This is a genomic window from Bradyrhizobium tropiciagri (assembly GCF_018130545.1).
Lineage (GTDB): Bacteria > Pseudomonadota > Alphaproteobacteria > Rhizobiales > Xanthobacteraceae > Bradyrhizobium > Bradyrhizobium tropiciagri_A.
In genome coordinates, this window is record NZ_JAFCKF010000004.1 from 850,747 (window position 1) to 868,356 (window position 17,610).

At 62.8% G+C, this 17,610-nt stretch carries 21 protein-coding genes, 1 tRNA gene and 1 pseudogene; 11 read left to right on the forward strand and 12 right to left on the reverse strand.

Annotated features, from left to right (window positions below; genetic code table 11):
* The first annotated feature begins 46 nt into the window (after nt 1-46).
* Together JQ616_RS21725 and JQ616_RS21730 are read left to right on the forward strand one after the other, a co-directional pair.
* A complete protein-coding gene (locus JQ616_RS21725; RefSeq protein WP_212017778.1) occupies nt 47-313 on the forward strand; it encodes a DUF2277 domain-containing protein in 267 nt (88 codons plus the stop codon).
* Between the two features lie 109 nt (nt 314-422).
* On the forward strand, nt 423-650 hold the full coding sequence (locus JQ616_RS21730; protein ID WP_212017780.1) for a hypothetical protein: 228 nt from the start codon (nt 423-425) through the stop codon (nt 648-650).
* A 53-nt stretch (nt 651-703) separates the two neighbouring features.
* Here JQ616_RS21730 and JQ616_RS21735 read toward each other — a convergent pair whose 3' ends face one another.
* Entirely contained in the window at nt 704-1,240 is a 537-nt protein-coding gene (locus JQ616_RS21735) for a collagen-like protein (RefSeq protein ID WP_212017782.1), read from the reverse strand.
* A gap of 130 nt (nt 1,241-1,370) precedes the next feature.
* On the opposite strand from JQ616_RS21735, the gene JQ616_RS21740 reads away from it, so the two are divergent.
* Complete coding sequence (locus JQ616_RS21740; RefSeq protein WP_249137041.1) at nt 1,371-2,360, forward strand: GNAT family N-acetyltransferase; 990 nt, start codon at nt 1,371-1,373, stop codon at nt 2,358-2,360.
* Nucleotides 2,361-2,546: 186 nt separating this feature from the next.
* Here JQ616_RS21740 and JQ616_RS21745 read toward each other — a convergent pair whose 3' ends face one another.
* Nucleotides 2,547-2,807 carry a helix-turn-helix domain-containing protein gene (locus tag JQ616_RS21745; RefSeq protein WP_016840962.1) on the reverse strand — a complete coding sequence of 87 codons (261 nt, stop codon included), beginning with the start codon at nt 2,805-2,807 and terminating at the stop codon, nt 2,547-2,549.
* A gap of 171 nt (nt 2,808-2,978) precedes the next feature.
* On the reverse strand, nt 2,979-3,746 hold the full coding sequence (locus JQ616_RS21750; protein WP_212017784.1) for an SDR family NAD(P)-dependent oxidoreductase: 768 nt from the start codon (nt 3,744-3,746) through the stop codon (nt 2,979-2,981).
* A gap of 125 nt (nt 3,747-3,871) precedes the next feature.
* Between JQ616_RS21750 and JQ616_RS21755 the strand changes: the two genes are divergently transcribed.
* Nucleotides 3,872-4,345, forward strand: a complete 474-nt coding sequence (locus JQ616_RS21755; RefSeq protein WP_212017786.1) for a hypothetical protein — start codon at nt 3,872-3,874, stop codon at nt 4,343-4,345.
* A gap of 96 nt (nt 4,346-4,441) precedes the next feature.
* Here JQ616_RS21755 and JQ616_RS21760 read toward each other — a convergent pair whose 3' ends face one another.
* Complete coding sequence (locus JQ616_RS21760) at nt 4,442-4,696, reverse strand: hypothetical protein (RefSeq protein WP_212017788.1); 255 nt, start codon at nt 4,694-4,696, stop codon at nt 4,442-4,444.
* A gap of 274 nt (nt 4,697-4,970) precedes the next feature.
* On the opposite strand from JQ616_RS21760, the gene JQ616_RS21765 reads away from it, so the two are divergent.
* The 3 genes from JQ616_RS21765 to JQ616_RS21775 all read left to right on the forward strand — a co-directional run bounded on the left by JQ616_RS21765 (nt 4,971) and on the right by JQ616_RS21775 (nt 7,994).
* Nucleotides 4,971-5,411: a hypothetical protein gene (locus JQ616_RS21765; protein WP_212017790.1), complete on the forward strand. Its 441-nt coding sequence runs from the start codon at nt 4,971-4,973 to the stop codon at nt 5,409-5,411.
* Nucleotides 5,412-5,700: 289 nt separating this feature from the next.
* Nucleotides 5,701-6,723 carry an AraC family transcriptional regulator gene (locus JQ616_RS21770; protein WP_212017792.1) on the forward strand — a complete coding sequence of 341 codons (1,023 nt, stop codon included), beginning with the start codon at nt 5,701-5,703 and terminating at the stop codon, nt 6,721-6,723.
* 116 nt (nt 6,724-6,839) lie between these two features.
* Nucleotides 6,840-7,994, forward strand: coding sequence for an acyltransferase family protein (locus JQ616_RS21775; protein WP_212017795.1), 1,155 nt, complete (start codon nt 6,840-6,842; stop codon nt 7,992-7,994).
* Between the two features lie 257 nt (nt 7,995-8,251).
* On the opposite strand, the gene JQ616_RS21780 is transcribed toward JQ616_RS21775, so the two are convergent.
* The 4 genes from JQ616_RS21780 to JQ616_RS21795 are packed head-to-tail and all read right to left on the reverse strand — an operon-like array spanning nt 8,252 to nt 11,752.
* A complete protein-coding gene (locus JQ616_RS21780) occupies nt 8,252-8,833 on the reverse strand; it encodes a GDP-mannose pyrophosphatase (RefSeq protein WP_212017796.1) in 582 nt (193 codons plus the stop codon).
* A 19-nt stretch (nt 8,834-8,852) separates the two neighbouring features.
* Complete coding sequence (locus JQ616_RS21785; RefSeq protein WP_212017798.1) at nt 8,853-9,293, reverse strand: GNAT family acetyltransferase; 441 nt, start codon at nt 9,291-9,293, stop codon at nt 8,853-8,855.
* Nucleotides 9,294-9,307: 14 nt separating this feature from the next.
* Nucleotides 9,308-10,735, reverse strand: coding sequence for an FAD-binding oxidoreductase (locus JQ616_RS21790; RefSeq protein ID WP_212017800.1), 1,428 nt, complete (start codon nt 10,733-10,735; stop codon nt 9,308-9,310).
* Nucleotides 10,736-10,765: 30 nt separating this feature from the next.
* Nucleotides 10,766-11,752 carry an L-threonylcarbamoyladenylate synthase gene (locus JQ616_RS21795; protein WP_212017802.1) on the reverse strand — a complete coding sequence of 329 codons (987 nt, stop codon included), beginning with the start codon at nt 11,750-11,752 and terminating at the stop codon, nt 10,766-10,768.
* Between the two features lie 79 nt (nt 11,753-11,831).
* On the opposite strand from JQ616_RS21795, the gene JQ616_RS21800 reads away from it, so the two are divergent.
* Nucleotides 11,832-11,908: transfer RNA gene (locus JQ616_RS21800), tRNA-Pro, on the forward strand.
* Between the two features lie 168 nt (nt 11,909-12,076).
* Here JQ616_RS21800 and JQ616_RS39815 read toward each other — a convergent pair.
* Nucleotides 12,077-12,505, reverse strand: a pseudogene (locus JQ616_RS39815) (tyrosine-type recombinase/integrase); the annotation flags it as partial.
* Between the two features lie 24 nt (nt 12,506-12,529).
* Here JQ616_RS39815 and JQ616_RS39820 point away from each other — a divergent pair.
* On the forward strand, nt 12,530-12,952 hold the full coding sequence (locus JQ616_RS39820; RefSeq protein ID WP_349630032.1) for a hypothetical protein: 423 nt from the start codon (nt 12,530-12,532) through the stop codon (nt 12,950-12,952).
* Here the strand turns inward: JQ616_RS39820 and JQ616_RS39365 are convergent.
* Nucleotides 12,949-13,323, reverse strand: coding sequence for an excisionase (locus tag JQ616_RS39365; RefSeq protein WP_249137043.1), 375 nt, complete (start codon nt 13,321-13,323; stop codon nt 12,949-12,951). The two genes, JQ616_RS39820 and JQ616_RS39365, sit on opposite strands and share 4 nt — an antisense overlap.
* A gap of 914 nt (nt 13,324-14,237) precedes the next feature.
* Between JQ616_RS39365 and JQ616_RS21810 the strand changes: the two genes are divergently transcribed.
* The gene (locus JQ616_RS21810; protein WP_212017804.1) at nt 14,238-14,561 is read left to right on the forward strand and encodes a DUF736 domain-containing protein; all 324 of its coding nucleotides are present in this window, start codon (nt 14,238-14,240) and stop codon (nt 14,559-14,561) included.
* A 176-nt stretch (nt 14,562-14,737) separates the two neighbouring features.
* On the opposite strand, the gene JQ616_RS21815 is transcribed toward JQ616_RS21810, so the two are convergent.
* Nucleotides 14,738-15,373: an Lrp/AsnC family transcriptional regulator gene (locus tag JQ616_RS21815; RefSeq protein WP_212017805.1), complete on the reverse strand. Its 636-nt coding sequence runs from the start codon at nt 15,371-15,373 to the stop codon at nt 14,738-14,740.
* Nucleotides 15,374-15,681: 308 nt separating this feature from the next.
* Nucleotides 15,682-17,088, reverse strand: a complete 1,407-nt coding sequence (locus JQ616_RS21820) for a helix-turn-helix domain-containing protein (RefSeq protein ID WP_212017807.1) — start codon at nt 17,086-17,088, stop codon at nt 15,682-15,684.
* A gap of 133 nt (nt 17,089-17,221) precedes the next feature.
* On the opposite strand from JQ616_RS21820, the gene JQ616_RS21825 reads away from it, so the two are divergent.
* Nucleotides 17,222-17,610 (forward strand): carboxyl transferase domain-containing protein (locus JQ616_RS21825; RefSeq protein WP_433995985.1); only part of this gene is annotated, 389 nt, incomplete at its 3' end.

Genomic DNA, 17,610 nt, shown 5'->3' on the forward strand with positions numbered 1-17,610 from the left:
ATCGTCCTTGAGACACAAGCCCGAGGTGCGGGCGAGGGAGACCGACATGTGCCGCAACATCAAGACACTGTTCAACTTCGAGCCGCCCGCCACCGAGGACGAGATCCACGCCTCGGCGCTGCAATTCGTGCGCAAGCTGAGTGGCTTCAACAAGCCGTCACAGTCCAATGAGGCGGCCTTCAACCTTGCCGTGACCGAGGTCTCGGACGCCGCGCGCAAGCTGCTGATCTCGTTGCAGACCAACGCGCCGGCGCGCGATCGCGAGATCGAGGCGGAGAAGGCGAGGGAGCGTTCACGCCTGCGGTTCGGCTGAGGCCCAAGGGGATATAAGGGGAGGTCCACGGCATTCCGTGACCCAGGTCACGGTACAGCGCCACGCTTCCGGGCAGCATGGTCGTTCAGCCGCCCCCCGGAGCAACGCCATGAAGCCTGCCGCCCTGCTCACCCTTTGCTCGATTGCGTTCGCCGTGCTCTGGACCAGCGGCATGCTGTGGTCGTGCGGCACGATCGACCTCGCCAACGTCATCATCCTGTCGGCATGTGGGGCGTTCGCCGGCGTCGCCTGGTACTACGCGATGCGCTGGGTCTTCCAGCTGATGCAGCTCGCCCGGCCGTCCGATCCACCGACCACGCCAGGCGCAGAGCACTGAGCCTCGCGCGCGACACGGATTTCGCTGGCCGTGTCGCGCAATGACAGGAAGGGTTACTTCTTGTCCTTCTTGCGGTGCTTCTTCTTTTTCTTGTGATCGTCGTCTTCGTCCTCATCATCGGCGAAGTCGATCGCGTCGACCTCGAGCGCGATTGCTTCCGCTGCCGCGCGCTCAGCGAGCTCGGCGGCTTCTCGCTCGGCGACCTCGGCGGCTTCGCGCTCCCTGGTGCGCCTGTGGTCTTCCCAGGCGTCGAAGATCATATGCAGCCACGGCATCACCTGCTCGATCGACGGCAACTGGCCGGGCGGGCCGGCTTCGCCGCGCGGACCGGCCGGACCCTGCGGCCCCTGCGCACCAGCTTCGCCGCGCGGACCCTGTGCGCCTGCCTTGCCCTGCGCCCCCGGCTTGCCCTGGGGGCCTGCCTTTCCGACCACGCCCGCCTTGCCCTGCGGACCCGGCTTGCCGCGTGCACCTTCCGGCCCCGGCCGCCCGGGATGTCCCTGCGGTCCGGGCTTTCCCGGCTCGCCCTGACGGCCCTGCGGCCCCTGTGCCCCTCGTGCCCCCTGGCGGGAAGTTGTCTCGTCAGCCACTGATATACTCCGTCGCGATTTGAAGCCGGTTGTAACAGAGGTTGGACGACGGCTTCAATTCTGCCCGAAGGCACCGATGCGAGCGATCAACAGTCATAATTCCATGGGCATTATGACAGCGGAGGACGCATTGCGGATTCTGCACGGCAGCTACGGCGACGAGCCGCAACCGCTCGACATCGTCGTGACGGGGCAGGATGTGCTTGACGAAGCGAGCTTTCGCAGCACGGGCGTGCTCGAGCTCTATGAGCGCTTGTTTCCCGCGATCGAGCGCGACAGTCCTGATGACATCGTGCGCTGGCTGTTGTCGGACGATGTCGGCGAGCCCAGGCATTTCAGCGTCGGCGGCCAGCAGATCTCCTATCGGCTCGACTCGCGCTGCTTCATCCTGCGTGCCGGCAGGCGTGCGATCGGACTCGGCTTCTTCACCTATGATCACGCCAGTGATCTGATTTTTTGCAACCATGTCGGCATCGACAAGGCATGGCGCGGCCGCGGCCTGGCGCGCGCGTTCTATCGCGAGATGGTCGCCATGCTCGATGCGCTATTTCCGCGCAATATCGGCGTGGTGCTCGAAGTCGAACCGTTCGATCGCGATCGTCTGGAGGCGATCATCGCCGATCTCGAGCGAACGGGCAGGCGTCAGCTTGCGGCGGATGAGCAGGACGCGGTCCTCCGATTGCTGCGTGTCGGCTGGTACGACAAGCTCGGCTACGCCGTATTCAGCGACGCGCGCGCGATGCGGCCGCTTGCGTGCCGCTCGCCAAGTCTTGATCCATCATGTCTTGATCCGTGTCTGCCGTCATCGGACTGGAGCGCTGGTGAAGAAGACTACTGGCTGATGTGGCAGCCGCGGACCGGCGTGCTCCAAGCAGAGGTGCGCGCCGATCAGCTCTGGCAAAATGCCGTCGCCGCGATTTATGTCGAGATCCTCGCAAAGTCCCTTGTCGATGACGATCCGCATGGACGACGCGACTATTGGGACTATGCGACCGCGCTGGTGGCCCGGACGATGCAACAGACCGCGACGATCGACGTGCGCCTCGCACGCTGCCTCGCTGACGAGGACAGCACGCTGCTGTCGCGCTGGCGACGTCTTGCGATCGACCTGCCGATCTAGCGCATGATCCGGAAAAGTGCGATGCGGTTTTCCGAATAGATCATGCGTAAACAAAGGCATGATCCGGAAAAGTGCGAAGCGGCTTTCCCTCGCGACAAACGCGAAGCGCTTGCGCGGAGATCATGCGCAAACAAAAGGCCAGAGCGCGGTGGCGGTAACAACCTGCCCGCACCGCGCTTTAGTGCACTAGGCTGCGGCGTGCTCGCTCAGCGGAACGTCGATGCCGTCGGCCGAATATTCGCGGATCTTGTTCCGCAAGGTGCGGACCGACAGTCCGAGCACGCGCGCGGCGCGGGTGCGATTGCCGTCGCAGCGCGCGAGCGTTTGCAGCACGAGTTCCCGTTCGACTTCATCGACGGTCGCGCCGATCAGCAGTGGGACGATTTCATTTGGAGCCAGCGACGGCAGCAATGCTTCCGGCGACGGTACGGTGGACGCGTAAGACATGAACTCCTCCCGATCAACGCCCGCCTCGTCGATGAGGCGGAGACATCGAGAAAACCAACTACCCCGTAGATCCACGGTGTGCCGGTTTGGTTAACAAGACCTTAACGCGCGGCTAACTCCCTGCTTTGTAAGCAAAATACCCAGAAATCGCCACGATTGCGGTTCCATCGGTCACAATGTCCGGTAACCGCCGTCGACCATCACGATCGATCCCGAGACATAGGCCGAGAGATCAGAGGCGAGGAAGATCGCGGGGCCGACGATGTCCTCGGCTTTGCCGGCGCGGCCGAGCGGGGTGTGGTCGATGAAGACTTTGACGAGGTCGGGATTGGTGGCGCGCACCTTCTCGTTCAGCGGTGTCTCGATGAAGCCGGGACCGATCGCGTTGACGCGCACGCCGTCCTTGCCGAGCTCGGCGGCGAGCGCCTTGGTGAAGCCGAGCACGCCGTGCTTGGAGGCGGTATAGGCCGGCGAGCTCGGCGTGCGCAGATGCACAAAGGACTGGATCGAACCGATGTTGACGATGCGTCCCTTGTTCTGGCGCAGCGGCGCGAGGAAGGAATGCGTCACGTTGAAGACGCCGGTGAGGTTGATCGCGATGATGTCTTCCCAATCCTTGATCACGGCCTCGTCCGCGCCGAGCATGCCGTTGCGGCGCGCGATGCCGGCATTGTTGACCAGAATCGAGACCGGCCCGACCTTGTCGGCAACCTGCTTTGCCATCGCGATGCAGGCGTCGCGATCGGTCACGTCGAGCGCAAAGCTGTCCGCCTTGCCGCTCGCGCTCCTGATCTCCCTGGCCGCTTCCGCCGCCGCATCGCCGTTCATGTCGAGCAGCACCACGCGTGCGCCCTCGCGGCCATAGCCCAGTGCGATGGCGCGCCCGATGCCCGAGCCCGCACCGGTGATGACGGCGATGTGATTGTCGAGAAGGGCCATGGTGTTTCCTCGTTCTGATTTTGTGAGCGTTGTCGACAACACTATTCAAAACTGCGCCAACCGAAACGCCAAGCCGTGTTTGTGCGTTGCTGTCATCCGGATTCGGATGACAGTACGGACCGATCATGGACCCGCATATCAGACACTGGAAAGTTGCGATCGAGCGCTTTTGCGCGGCGCCGGATCCCGACTATCGCGAGATCGCCAAAATGGTCGCCGAGATCGCCACCACCGAGATCGACGAGACGCTGCGGCAAGCGGCCGCACAGGTGCTGCCGATCCTGCGCCAGGCGGCGCTGAAATCGGCCGACCGCCGGACCAGATCCATGGCGCTGCGCCGTCTCGGCATCGTCAGCGATGCGCTGCACATGCTGTCCGCGCCGCAGTTCGGCCGGCGTGGCTTGACGCCGAAGGTGCTGACGGAGGACGAGCGCTACCGGCAATTGCTCGGCCTGCCGTTCGGCCGCCATCTCGCGACGACCGAAATCCAGCAGGCGTTCAAGCGCGCCGCAAAGACGGTGCATCCCGACGGCGGCGGCAATGGCGCGGCGTTCCTCGAACTTGCCGCCGCCCGCGACGCGCTGATCAAGCATCATTGAGGCGTGATCGCGTCAAGGCTGACAACACAAGGCCAGACAGCACAAGGGCGGACATCGCCGTTGCCGCGTGTCCGCCCTGTGCGCGATTGGGGTCGCCTAGAACGAGCAGGTGCCGTTGTTCAGGAGGCCGGTCTTGTAGCTGAATGCGGCGTCGAAGGTTGGCAGCTCTTCGCTGACGACGGCGAAGTTTGCCGGCCACGGCGTGGTCGGGACGCTCTGATCCCAGATCTGGCAGAAGCCGGTGTCCTGCCAGCGGATCAGATGATACGGGTTGGCGCTGGCGGGGCTGGTCGCGGCGAGCACGGACACGGTGGCGGTAATGGTGGCGCAGGCAATCGCAAGACGACGCATCGGAAATCTCCGGTTTGAATATGTGAATGCTCCGCAGGGGCAATCCTGGAGCTCAGGGGCCGATCGCCCCGGACATGCAGTGAGTGTTGCGATCCCGGGAACAGGTTCAACGCCCGTCGCGCGAAGGCACCTGTCAACAAATCGGCCATCGCTGTGCCAAATTGTGCCGGTCTACGCGCTTGCTAGAGTCGGAGCAGCGCGATTCGCAGCCGCGTCGCGACGCGAGCCGATCGGCGTGAGCAAATCTTGTGAGGAAATCTTGGGGAGACTGCACATGAAACTTTCATCCACGCTTCGTGCCGCGCTGGTTGCACTGATGGCATTCACCGGCGTTACTTTCTCATCCGCAGCGCGTGCCGACAGCGGCTTCGTGACGCTCACGATCTACAAGGCCGGCTGGATCATCGGCGGCTCCGGCGGCAGCGGTGTGCTGACGTTCCGCGGCCGCTCCTATCGTCTGTCCACCGGCGGTCTCGATTACGGCCTGGTGTTCGGCGGCTCCAAGACCGTGCTGCGAGGCCGCGTCAGCAACATCAATCGCCCGTCTGATGTCGCCGGTGTCTACGGCGCAGCGGGCGCGGGGTTGGCGCTCGGCCGTGGCGCCCGCGCGATCGTGCTCACCAACCAGAAGGGCGCGGTGCTCGAGTTGACCGGCCATCAGGTCGGCCTGATGGCGAATGCCGATCTGAGCGGCCTTGCGATCACGATGCGGTAGTTCGCCGGTCTGGGGGCGTTTGAGTCTAGGTCGTGAACCCACAAATCTGGCGATCGGTGGTCGCCAGAGGCCGCTGTGCACCAATAGCGAATTGCTGCGTGGCCTCGAAATGATCCGATGCGCCGGCACGGACGTGTCGAGGCGGTGACGGGCTTTCCAACTGTCGAAGGTTCGATCGTGCCGATGCCTGACAAGGCCCTCAGTCTGATCTAGGTCCGCAGGCATCAAATTGCCCGTCGACCCTGGCGGGCTCGTGGATCATAGTTCGAGCCTTCCGTCCAGTTTGGTGATGAAGATGCTCCTGGATATTGGTCTTCGCGGTGGGGCCCTCGCTTTACTGGTGCTTCTCGCGCTCGACGCCCTGTTACGGTTGCGGAACAGTCGGCTCGGCCGCATAACCCTTCTTCTCAATTTGTGCGGAATTGCCTTTCTCATCGAGACGGCTCCGCAATTTCACGACAGCCAAGCAGTGTGGATCCTCTTCCTGCGGGTGGTGAGCAATATGGCCGCCGCCGTCTTTGTTCTCTGGAGCGAAGAGGTGTTCGATGACACGGCCAGGCCGCCATTGCTTGGTGGGGCAGCGCTGGGTTTGATGGCCTTGCTTGCCATTTGGGCCGTGGTCGCCGACTCGTCATGGGCCTGGCTTGCGACCCATGTCTCGGCTCTGATGCTTGTGGTGATCGCGATCGGTCGCGTTCTGCTGGGCCGAGCCAACGACCTGATCGAAATGCGCCGTCGGGATCGGGTTGTGCTCGCATGGGGCTTGGGCTTCGCGATCGTCGGCTGCACGCTGATTGGGGCAAGCAATGTCGGGATGACGCCTGCGCTTCCCGGTGTGCTGGGCATCGTCCTTGCTGCCGCCTTGCTCCGCTTGCATCGGGCAAGCCCGATCTCCGCGGTCGCCGCCGCGCCACCGGCATTGGAGCCGGTCCCATCAACATCAGCGATGACGGAGCCGGAAGCCGCGCTGTATCAGCGTTTGCTGACGACCATGGAAGTGGAGCGGGCCTACCGCGACGGCAGCATGACCATTGCGAGCCTGGCCAAACGACTGGCCACGCCGGAATACCGATTGCGTCAGCTCATCAATCAGCGGCTTGGGTACGGCAACTTCGCCCGCTTCATCAACTCCTTCCGGCTGGCGGAGGCGCGCGCGGCCCTGGCCGATCCCGGTCAGGTGCGTGTCCCGATCCTGACGATTGCGATGGATGCCGGCTTCGAGTCGATCGGCCCGTTCAATCGAGCGTTCAAGGTGCAGACCGGAGAGACGCCCAGCGAATTCCGCAAACGAACCCTGGCGGAGCTGGTCTGACGCGCCGATTGTCGGAAACGGCCAGGTTTTGTGGGTTTCGGCGATCCTGAGCGCGACTTTCGGCGCGACCGGCCCGGCCTTGGCCATCATGTTCGCATCCAGCCCAGGAGATGCCCATGATGCAACCCGCTTCACCGACGACCCACCGGCTGCTTTATATCGACAATCTGCGTTGGTCGGCGATCAGCATGGTTGTGGTCATGCACGCCGCCGTCACCTACTCGCCGTTTGGGAGCTGGTACTACCGCGAGCATCCGCCGCTGGGCCTGGGTACCGAGGTGGCCTTTGCGGCCTACCAGACGTTTCAACACGCAGTCTCCATGGGGCTGCTGTTCGGCATCGCTGGATACTTCGCCGCCGGTATGGTCGCCCGCCGCGGCGTCGTCGGCTTCATGCAGGAACGGCTGTACCGTCTCGGTATGCCGCTCCTCCTGTACATCGGGCTGATTGGGCCGCTGACCGAGTATTACGTAGCGGGATCATGGTGGTCGCAGCCGCGCCGGAGTTTCACAGAGGACTGGCTGCACCACCTCTCCAACGGCCAACTTCTCGACGGCTCCGGCCCGCTCTGGTTCTGCCTGGTGCTGTTGCTGTTTTCCGGCTGCTTTGCCCTGCTGTGCAGATTCCGACCGATCGGCCAGCCCTCCGTCCGGTCGGTACCGAGCCTCGTCTCTATGCTTGGCTTTATCCTGGTGATGAGCGCCGTGACGTTCGCCGTCGGGCTGCTGGCACCTGAAGGCCGCACCATCCTCAACGTCGCCATTCACGACGCGCCGCAGTATCCCTTCATGTTCGCCGCTGGGGTCGCGGCGTGGCGTGGCGATTGGCTGCGACAGATTTCGAGCGGCGCGGGACGGCGCTGGCTGGTCTGCGGGCTGGTGGGGAGCATCGCGCTGTGGGCAGCGATCGTCGTCTTCGGGGGAGCCCTCGAGGGTCGGCTGGCCGACTACGGCGGCGGTTGGCATTGGCAGGCGGCAGGCATGGACTTTTGGCGGTCGGCAACGTGCGTCTCGCTCAGCCTGGGGTTGGTGGTGCTGTATCGTGACCGGTTCGACTGGCAGGGTCCGGTGACGAAATTCCTCAGCCGGAATGCCTTCGGCGTTTACGTACTGCACGCGCCTGTGCTCATCGCGGTGACCCGCGCGATGCACGATTGGACCGTTGCCCCGCAATGGAAATTCCTGCTGGCAAGCCTCCTCGGCGTGGTCGCCAGCTTTCTGGTCGTCGGATTGCTGGCTCGGCGCGTTCCGGGGCTGCGCGCAGTGCTGTAAAGGTAGCAGCGCCCATGGGAATGCCATATGCCGCCAGGGGCAACGTGCGTCTGCATGATTTCGGAATATTGGAAATGTATCCATGAGTTGCCCGACGTGTCAAGTCGAGCGCAGGCGACAGCCGGCTACTTTGCATGGGGTTGTTTTCGATATTTTGGCAGCGCGCCTTCCCCGCGAGCGGGAGGGCGCGCATCGTCTCCCGCGAATGCTACCCAGCCTGATCACGCGTCCGGGCAAAGGCCGGAACGCGGCGGGACTTACCTGAACAGATGCAACGCTGCGTATTGCAGCAGCATGATGGTCTTGGCGTCGACGATGCGGCCGTCGCTGATCATGGCGAGCGCGTCGTCGAGCGCAAGCTCGAGCACCTCGATGTCCTCGCCCTCGTCGGCGAGCCCGCCGCCGTCGCCGATGCGCATCGCAGCGTCGTATTCGGCGACGAAGAAATGCAGCTTTTCGGTCACCGCGCCCGGCGTCATGAAGGCTTCGAACACCTTGCGCACGCGATCGAGCCGGTAGCTGATCTCTTCTTCCGCCTCGGCACGAATGCGATCTTCCGGCGCGGCATCGTCGAGCATGCCGGCGGCGGCCTCGATCAGGAGATCATCATAGCCGTTGGCGAAAGCGGGGTAGCGGAACTGGCGCACCAGCACCACCGTGCGGGCCTTCAGATTGTAAGGCAGCAGCACCGCGCCGTTGCCGCGGTCGTAGACCTCGCGCACCTGAGTCTGCCATTCGCCATTGCTGCGGCGGTAGTCGAAGGTCGCGCTCTTCAGCTCGTAGCGGCGCTTCGACAGCAGCTCGACGTCCTTGACGCGGACGCGGTCGGCGATGCTCATGGATGGATCCTCAACGCGCTCACGGCGTGGCTTCGCGGCCGTCGAGCCATTTGGCCAGCATCACCGAGGTCGATTCCTCATAGCCGAGCGTTTGGTAGAACGCGCTCGCCTTGGCGTTCTCCCGCCGCACCAGCAGTTGCAGCTTCGGCACGCCGGCCGCGCGCAGCCAATCCTCGACCGCTTCCATCATCGTCCGGCCGAAGCCCTTGCCCTGGCGGCCGGGGTCGACCGCAACGTAGTACACCCAGCCACGATGGCCGTCATGGCCGACCATCGCCGTCGCGACGATCGTGCCGGCGTCGCGGCCGACCAGCAGGGCCGAACTCGGTCCGCGCCGCGCCAGCGCGATGTCGGAAGCGGGATCGTTCCACGGCCGCGTCAGGCCGCAGGCCTGCCACAGCGCGACGACGTCGGCGATGTCGGCGTCGGTGATGGGTGCAATCGCGAGGGAGGAGGACATTGTCGCCTGCACGCTCACAGCACCTTGCCCGGGTTCATGATGCCGAGCGGATCGAGCATTGCCTTGAGCTGCCGCATCAGCTCGATCGCGACCTTGTCCTTGACGTCGGGCAACTCGTCGCGCTTGAGCACGCCGATGCCGTGCTCGGCTGAGATCGAGCCGCCCATCCGCAGCACGATCTCGAACACGATGGCGTTGACGTCGTGCCAGCGCGCCAGGAAGTCGGCCGCATTGGCGCCGACCGGCTGGCTGACATTGTAGTGGATGTTGCCGTCGCCGAGATGGCCGAACGGCACCGGCCGCGCGCCCGGGATCAGCTTCACGACGGCCGCATTGGCTTCCTCGATGAAGGCGGGCACCGCCGCGACCGGCACCGAGATGTCGTGCTTGATCGAGCCGCCCTCCGGCTTCTGCGCCGCCGACATCTCGTCGCGCAGTTTCCAGAACGCCTGGCGCTGGCTCAGATTGGCGGCGATCACGGCGTCATCGACGATGCCGTCCTCCATGCCCTGGGCGAGGATTGCCTCCAGCGTGTCGCGCGCATCGTCGCGCGACGACGACAATTCCATCAGCACGTACCAGGGATGCTTGCTGGTCAAGGGATCGCGGATATCGATGCCGTGGCGGATCGAGAAATCGACGGCGATGTCGGCGAGTAGCTCGAAGCTCGTCAGCGCACCTGCTGCCTGATTGCGCGAGATCGACAGCAGTTTGAGCGCAGCTGCCGGCGAGGTCAGGCCGACATAGGCGGTCTCCACCGCGCGCGGCCGCGGAAACAGCCTCAAGGTTGCCGCGGTGATGATGCCGAGCGTGCCCTCGGCGCCGATGAACAGGTTGCGCAAATCGTAACCCGTGTTGTCCTTCTTCAGCTTCGACAGCGCGTTCAGTACGCGGCCGTCGGCCAGCACGACCTCGACCCCGAGCGCCATTTCGCGCGCCACGCCATAGGCCAGCGCGCCGGTGCCGCCGGCATTGGTCGAGAGGTTGCCGCCGATGGTGCAACTGCCTTCGGCGCCGAGCGACAGCGGAAACAGCCGGTCGACGTCGGCCGCCTTCTGCTGCGCGATTTGCAGCACCACGCCGGCCTCGCAGGTCATGGTGTTGGATTCGACGTCGATGTCGCGGATCTTGTCGAGGCGGCGCAGCGACACCACGACCTCGCCATTGTGCGGCGTCTGTCCGCCGACCAGGCCGGTATTGCCGCCCTGCGGGACCAGCGCGATCTTGTGCTCGCTCGCAAGCTTGCAGATCGCCGCGACTTCGGCGGTCGAGCCCGGGCGCAGCACCAGCGGCGAGCGGCCGTGGAACAGGTCGCGCTCCTCGGTGACGTAGGGCTCAATGTCAGCGGCATCGGTCACCGCATATTTCTCGCCGACGATGGCACGGAATTTTGCAAGCAATTCGGGCGGAAGCGGCGGCACCGCGGATTGGACGATGTTCATTTTTTCTTGGTCTTTCACGTGGGTCGGGATTTACCGCCCAACCGCTGCGCGGCGCAGCCGGTCATTGATGGCCTCGCCCAGCCCGTCCTCGGGAATGGGCGTCACTGCAATAGCATCCGCGTGTCTCTTGTCGAGCGTGCGAAGGTAGCCGAACAGATTTGCGGCGGCCTCGGCGAGATCGCCGCGCTCGGACAGGTTCATCTCCACCGAGGCGCATTCGCGCCGCGCGACCTTGGCCGGCCCGAACGACAGCAAGGCTTCGCCGACATGGACGTCGCCGGCATTGAGCCGAACCGGGGTCCGCGGCGCGTAATGCGAGGCGAGCATGCCGGGGGCGACCGGCTGGGCGTCGCTCTCGGCGCCCTGCGGCGGCGACTGCAAGGGATGGCCGAGCACGCGCTCGATCTCGGCACGCGTCAGCCCGCCCGGCCGCAGCAACACCGGATCGGAGAAGCAGCCGACAATGGTGGATTCGACGCCGACCTCGACCGGGCCGCCGTCGACGATCAGATCGATCCGGCCGTCGAGATCGCCGTTCACATGCTCGGCGGTGGTGGGCGAGACATGGCCCGAGAGATTGGCCGACGGCGCTACCACGGCACCGCCAAAGGCCTTGATGATGTCGCGCGCCACCTTGTGGGCCGGGATGCGTATCGCGACCGTATCGAGCCCGGCGGTCGCGAGTTCCGCGACCGGGCAGGACAGCGCCTTCGGCAGCACCAGGGTCAGCGGACCCGGCCAGAACGCTTCCGCCAATCGCAGGGCCTGGCCGTCGAACAGGGCGATCCGGCGCGCGGCGCCAAGGTCGGCGACATGGGCAATCAGCGGATTGAAGGCTGGCCGGCCCTTGGCCTCGTAGAGCCGGGCGATCGCGGACGCGTTGCCGGCGTCGGCGCCGAGGCCATAAACCGTCTCGGTCGGAAACGCCACCAGGCCGCCCTCGGCCAGGACTCCGGCGGCGGTGGCCGTGGCGGCGGCGCCGGCGGGCAGAACGTGCGTTTTCAGGCCTGTATCCACTGTGACTAGATTCCTCAATTGGGTGCCTTGTGGTCCCTTGCGGTCCCCGAAACCCGACGCTATAAGCCCGGCTCTTAGTCGGAGTGTGGCTCAGCCCGGTAGAGCACTGCGTTCGGGACGCAGGGGTCGCAGGTTCGAATCCTGCCACTCCGACCAGATTTCCTTAGGTTTTTTCTTCTCATCGGTGACTGTTCCCGAGTCAACCACCGATTTGACCACCGAAACATACCGCGTTTTCTGGCCAATGGCTGCCGCCGCCCCGTGCAAATGATCGGGATGGTGATGGCCATAGGTATCCTGCAGGACCTCCGGCGACATGCCGAGGAACCCGGCCGCCTCCCAAATCGGCACGCCGCGCTGCATCAGCCAGGTCGCCGCCGTGTGGCGCAAGGTATGCGGTGTCACTTTCCCGGACAGCTTGGCCAGATCCACGGCAGATTTGAAGCCCTTCTTCACGGAAGCCACCGGCTTGCCATTGAACTCGACGAAGCAGGTGTTGATCAGCTTCCGGTCTTTCCAACGACGCATGTGAGCCAGGAGCCGGGGCGGTAGCGGAGCTGGCGTCTGACGCTTCTTGGTGGCTCGCTTCCCGATCGGCCTGCGGTAAAAGATACCACGCTCGAGATCGACGTACGAGTGTCCAAGCTCGGGGTATGGTGATGCCGCCGCGATCGCTCCCGCCCTGGTGCCAGTGTAGAGGCCGATCAGGATAAATCTGGCCACGTGTCGCAGCGGTCGGCGGTCTGTCCGCACGGGAGCGCCCTTTGAGCTACCGGCGTGGACAGTCTGCTTTTCGCGATAGCGCCAACACTGCCAAACCAGGGCTGCCGCCTCAGTGCGTGTCAGCCACCGATCGCGCGCCTCGCCTTTCGACGGGAGCGATACGCGAACCGTGCCCCGGTGAAAGCCCTCTTTTGCATGATGGTTGATTGCGGCGCGGAAAGTCTCGAGGTCACGGCGCGCACCGCCCCGGCTGCCGCGGTGTTTAACGTAACCGGCACAGGTTTTCGCGTTGACTGCCGACAGCTTCTTGCCACCCCAGAAATCGTTGAGCCGGTCGATCCTCGCTTCAATTTCAAACTGATCACCGGGCTCGCCGATATCGGTCAGATAGATCGACAGCACGTCGGCGCAATCGATGTCGTCAATATCTCGTCGACTGCGCTCCGGTTGATATTTTTGTGCGATGTAGTTTGCTAACGCTTGCTCTGCTTTCTGCGGAGGCTTTGTTTCAGACGCGCTCGCAATGCATCCTGTGGCGATATGCCGGTCGCCGTCTTTGATAATCCAAACAGACTGGGCGACGAGGTCGCCTCCGCGATACCGTGCTTTGCGTCTGTAGAGCCGGGCTCCTTTGCTTGGACGCGGCATAATTCCCTCATTCGCTCTATATGAAAGAGTGTCGTGTAGTCCTTGCCGGCAACACGTTCGATGACGAGTCTGCCGCGAGCGTTTTCTCTGCGCAACCCGGAAGCGGTCATTGACCCATCGGGAAATGCCACGGCCGCTGCCACAGAAAGCCGAAGTGGATCGTGCAGACCAACGGCTTCGCGGTGCTTTGTGTCGATCATGTCAGTGACATCGCAAATTGCGAACGCACTAACGGTGATCGGGCCTCAAGCGAGTGACATTCTTGTTTCTCTAATCGTCCAGAGCGTGTGTTTGTCTCAGGGCCGGCGGGAGCCGGACATGTGTTTCTGCATTGATCAAAGATGCGGTCCTGATCAGCGTTGCCGTTTCTGATCAGCCGCCCCGCGGTGCTGGACGTCTCGGGATTGTCGGAGCCCATCGGCACATACAATCAACCCGCGGACGGCAACTCAATTGCGACGAGCCGCAGTTAGGGCCGACATGAGCGGGCAGGGAGAATGCCTGGGACGGAAGCGCCAGCGTTATCCTAGGTACGGATATTGATCAATTTTGCGAAAGGGCCTCATTTCACGTTGTTCGTATCGGCTGAATTCTTGACTGGCCAATCATTGCTGCCGTCATCGGTGCGGGCGAAGCAGGCTCGACGAAGTTGGTCCGCTGACCTGGCTACCGCAGCAGTTCAAAAGCCGGCCGATAGGTCTATCCCGTTCAATAATATGCGGCAGTTACTGGACATTGCTTGCTCGATTCTATCGGGTCGGATGTTTTGCCGGTACTGGTAGATTTGACAGGTGGAGCATTAGCCTGACGAGCCCGCGGGTGCGCTTCGGTTCGGGATCTCGATGCGCTCGATGTCTGCCTTGCCTCTGCTCCAGGGACAATTTCCCTGCTCGTGGCGGCACGACCTATGGCAACCGTCCCGCCGCCCGAAACCCTCGCAGGCGTCTTTTTTCCCGCCGGCAAGCCGGCTCCTCGCGGTCGCTTCGCTGCAAAAAAAGGCGCGAGCTCGGGTGCGCCGCTGACGCTTCGCCCCAGGGGTTCGGCGGCGTTCCGGCCGCCATGACGGTCTCGCCATCGCAGGGGATCGGCCCTGCGGCAGCGAAGGAGACAGACCATGACTGCGATCGGATTCGTTACCCGTAACGACAACGGCGGCTTCAGGGGCGAGCTCAAGACCTTGTCCATCCGGGCCCACATCGACATCGTTCCCAACAGCGGCAAGTCGACTGAGGCTCAGCCGGACTTCCGCATCCTCGCCCAGGGCGTTGAGATCGGAGCCGGCTGGATCCGGCGCGGCGAGAGCAGCGGCAAGGACTACGTCAGCCTGTCACTTGCGGCACCTGAACTCGGCTCTCGCAAGCTCTACGCCAACCTTGGCCGAGCCGTCGGCTTGGGCGACGACAACGGCTTCTTCCTGATCTGGAATCCCGGAGACTAGCTGTCGATCCTGGGCTCCCGCACCTCGCGCGGGAGCCTTTCTCCAGCGGCCAGCTTTTTGACCGTCGCTTTCCGCGCGCGCGATCGAACGCGGAACGGCACTCGATCTTTGTGCGTTGGAGAAAAAAGCACGAACAACGAGCGCAAGGTCGAGACTGTTCTCCTGGGCGCCCTTGCCTAAGGGAGGCTTGAGGGGTACTGCCCGTCACCCCGCAAAATCCGCGAAGTCTCGAGATTCATTCCGCCATCGATCCGTGCCTGAGGCGAGGCGTCGTACTGCGGTTTGGCGGTCCTGTCGAGGCGCCTCGAGGAACTGCACGACTTGACCTGAACTGGCCGGTTCGTGTCGATAGGGAGCACCGTCTTGTGAGATATCCGCTTCAGGGCCAAGTTCGAGCGAATGCTCGAAACGCCGGTTATGCGCGACAGCTTGTTTACGATGAGATCCTCAAGAGCGTCGATATCAGACACCATCACGCGGAGAAGATAATCGTTATCCCCGGTCATCAGATAGCATTCCATCACCTCGCCAAGGCGATCGATCGAACGCGTAAAGCTCTCGAGTGATGGCTGGGCCTGCCTTTCAAGCTTTACTTGTATGAATGCCGTAACGCCGATGCCGAGAACTGCGGGATCCAGCACCGCAATTCGCCGGTCAATGACCCCGAGTTTTTCGAGCGTTCGAACTCGAGCGAGGCACGGAGACGGTGAGAGATTGACACGGGAAGCGAGTTCAACGTTGGTCAAACTCGCGTTCTGCTGCAGTTCATTCAAGATCTTTATGTCGATCCTGTCCAAAGCCGTCGTCGTCATTTCGTTCTCCCATGGGCAAGCATTCGTCGTCCCATCGAGGCCCGGCCCCTCGCGTTATTCCGCGTGGTGACATCTCGATGAAATAAATGCTATCTCTCGCCCGGGCATGTAGAATTTCGATAAAATGACGACTTGTATCGAAAAACGGTCAATCTGATCTTGCCGCTCGAACACGTGGCCTGGGCGCCGGTGCCTGCTGCCGTCGTCATGAGCAAGGCGACTGCAATCTGTGCACTGATTTGGTTGCGGGAACTGAACCTGTGCCCAAGCCCGCAATCATTGCGGTCGCAGCTTTGCCGTCGACGAATCTAGCCGGGTAATTGGTAGGGCAGTATGTCCCTGCGATCGCGGTCTATTCTCAATCTGCTCTTGAGCGGCGGGATCGCGCGTTGAGGACAGTTGGTCCGCTCGCAGATTCGACAAGAAATTCCGATGGGATCGAAAGTGCCTTTGCTTGTGAGGTCGAGCCCGTCTGCATATACGAAATCTTTTGCATAGGAGACTTCGCATCCCAGCGCGATGGCATAGCGCGGACGAGGAGAGCCGAAGCCGCCCCGGCCTTTCGAAAGTTCGGTTGCGATGCAAAGAAATCGAATGCCGTCCGGTGTCTCGGCGAGTTGCCGAATGATTTGGCTTGGGGCCTCGAATGCCTGGTGCGCATTCCAGAGCGGGCAGGCGGCTCCGTAGCGTGCAAATTGCAGTTTTGCCGCGCTGTGGCGTTTGGTGATGTTCCCGGCGCGGTCCAATCGGGCGAAGAAAACGGGCACACCCTTCGAGCCTTGCCGTTGAAGCGTCGACAGGCGATGAGCAACCTGCTCCAGGCTTGCGCCGAACCTGGTCGCGAGCAATTCGAGATCGTGCCGCAGCTCTCGAGCGGATTGCAGGAATCGTTGGTACGGTAGAACGAGGGCGCCCGCAAAATAGTTTCGCAATCCGGCCGCGCATACGTTTCGTGCGTCGACTGATCGAAATGTCGCTTTATCTGCAATCTGATCAATCCGCACTTCTTGTTCAAGAGCCGCGATTTGTAGGGCAATCTGGAATGTTCGGGTTGGTGTCGGCAGATATTGGCTCAGAAACAGCGTGCGCGATGCGCGATCGAATTGTCGCAATGAAGTCTCGTTCGGACCGCTCTGGCGAATCTGCACGCCATGCTTCGATCCCAGGTAGCTGATCAACGCGGTCGTCGCGTTGCTGTCGGGAATATTCAGCCGGTCGGCAAGAGCCTCGGCCGCGGTATCCAACTCATGGACGTAATTGTCCACCAGGTGAAAGAAATCGCGAACTTCCTCATAAGCGGTCGGTTCTCCCGCCAGGTTGGCGATCTGGCCATCCAGGCTGGCGAGCTGTTCGCTGTTGCGCCGATATGCCTGATGAGCGTTCAGGAGCGCTTGAGCAAAACCGGGAGCGTTCTGAACCACCAGCTTCAATTCTTGTGTGCTGGGCGCGTAGGAGGCGAAGATCGGATCAGCCAACGTCTCGGCCAGCATCGAAATGACCTTGTCGCTGTCGTTGAGCGACAAAGAGCTCAGGTCGACCTGAAATTTTTCAGCAAGCAGCACCAGTACGGAGGCCGAGACCGGCCGCTGATTGTTCTCGATCTGGTTCAGGTAACTCAGCGAGATACCCAGCCGCTCCGCGAACGCCGCCTGGGTGAGCATTTTGCTCTCCCTTACCTCGCGGAACCTGCGACCAATATAAAGCTTTCCTGCCATTTGCAACTTCGCAATTTACTATTTGCAGATTTGTAACATGTGCAAATGTGCGTCTTCAAGTCTTCTCAGGTCTCGGATCGCTTGTGTATGGCGGGGTAAGGACCTGCTCGCGGACCCACCGGGGTGATGTGTGATCTCCACAATTGAAGCTCTTGAAGAACGTCGCGCCGGCGCAAGGCTTGGCGGCGGCGAAAAGCGCATCGAGGCGCAGCACGCCCGCGGCAAGCTGACCGCCCGCGAGCGGATCGAGCTCCTGCTGGATAAGGGCTCGTTCGAGGAATTCGACATGTTCGTCGAGCACCGCTCGATCGAGTTCGGCATGGAGAAGACCAAGATCCCCGGCGACGGCGTCGTCACCGGCTGGGGCACGGTCAACGGTCGCAAGACCTTCGTGTTCGCCAAGGACTTCACCGTGTTCGGCGGCTCGCTGTCGGAAACCCATGCACTGAAGATCACAAAACTTCAGGACATGGCGATGAAGGCGAGGGCGCCGATCATCGGCCTGTATGATGCCGGCGGCGC

Excerpts from the sequence above, each read along its gene's own strand:
- JQ616_RS21810 (WP_212017804.1), top strand. The coding sequence starts at position 14,238 with ATGACTGCGATCGGATTCGTTACCCGTAACGACAACGGCGGCTTCAGG.
- JQ616_RS21745 (WP_016840962.1), bottom strand. The coding sequence starts at position 2,807 with ATGTCTTACGCGTCCACCGTACCGTCGCCGGAAGCATTGCTGCCGTCG.
- JQ616_RS21730 (WP_212017780.1), top strand. The coding sequence starts at position 423 with ATGAAGCCTGCCGCCCTGCTCACCCTTTGCTCGATTGCGTTCGCCGTG.
- JQ616_RS21770 (WP_212017792.1), top strand. The coding sequence starts at position 5,701 with ATGAAGATGCTCCTGGATATTGGTCTTCGCGGTGGGGCCCTCGCTTTA.
- JQ616_RS21780 (WP_212017796.1), bottom strand. The coding sequence starts at position 8,833 with ATGAGCATCGCCGACCGCGTCCGCGTCAAGGACGTCGAGCTGCTGTCG.
- JQ616_RS21765 (WP_212017790.1), top strand. The coding sequence starts at position 4,971 with ATGAAACTTTCATCCACGCTTCGTGCCGCGCTGGTTGCACTGATGGCA.
- JQ616_RS39365 (WP_249137043.1), bottom strand. The coding sequence starts at position 13,323 with ATGATCGACACAAAGCACCGCGAAGCCGTTGGTCTGCACGATCCACTT.
- JQ616_RS21725 (WP_212017778.1), top strand. The coding sequence starts at position 47 with ATGTGCCGCAACATCAAGACACTGTTCAACTTCGAGCCGCCCGCCACC.
- JQ616_RS21815 (WP_212017805.1), bottom strand. The coding sequence starts at position 15,373 with ATGACGACGACGGCTTTGGACAGGATCGACATAAAGATCTTGAATGAA.
- JQ616_RS21775 (WP_212017795.1), top strand. The coding sequence starts at position 6,840 with ATGATGCAACCCGCTTCACCGACGACCCACCGGCTGCTTTATATCGAC.
- JQ616_RS21820 (WP_212017807.1), bottom strand. The coding sequence starts at position 17,088 with ATGGCAGGAAAGCTTTATATTGGTCGCAGGTTCCGCGAGGTAAGGGAG.
- JQ616_RS21755 (WP_212017786.1), top strand. The coding sequence starts at position 3,872 with ATGGACCCGCATATCAGACACTGGAAAGTTGCGATCGAGCGCTTTTGC.
- JQ616_RS21790 (WP_212017800.1), bottom strand. The coding sequence starts at position 10,735 with ATGAACATCGTCCAATCCGCGGTGCCGCCGCTTCCGCCCGAATTGCTT.
- JQ616_RS21785 (WP_212017798.1), bottom strand. The coding sequence starts at position 9,293 with ATGTCCTCCTCCCTCGCGATTGCACCCATCACCGACGCCGACATCGCC.
- JQ616_RS21760 (WP_212017788.1), bottom strand. The coding sequence starts at position 4,696 with ATGCGTCGTCTTGCGATTGCCTGCGCCACCATTACCGCCACCGTGTCC.
- JQ616_RS21750 (WP_212017784.1), bottom strand. The coding sequence starts at position 3,746 with ATGGCCCTTCTCGACAATCACATCGCCGTCATCACCGGTGCGGGCTCG.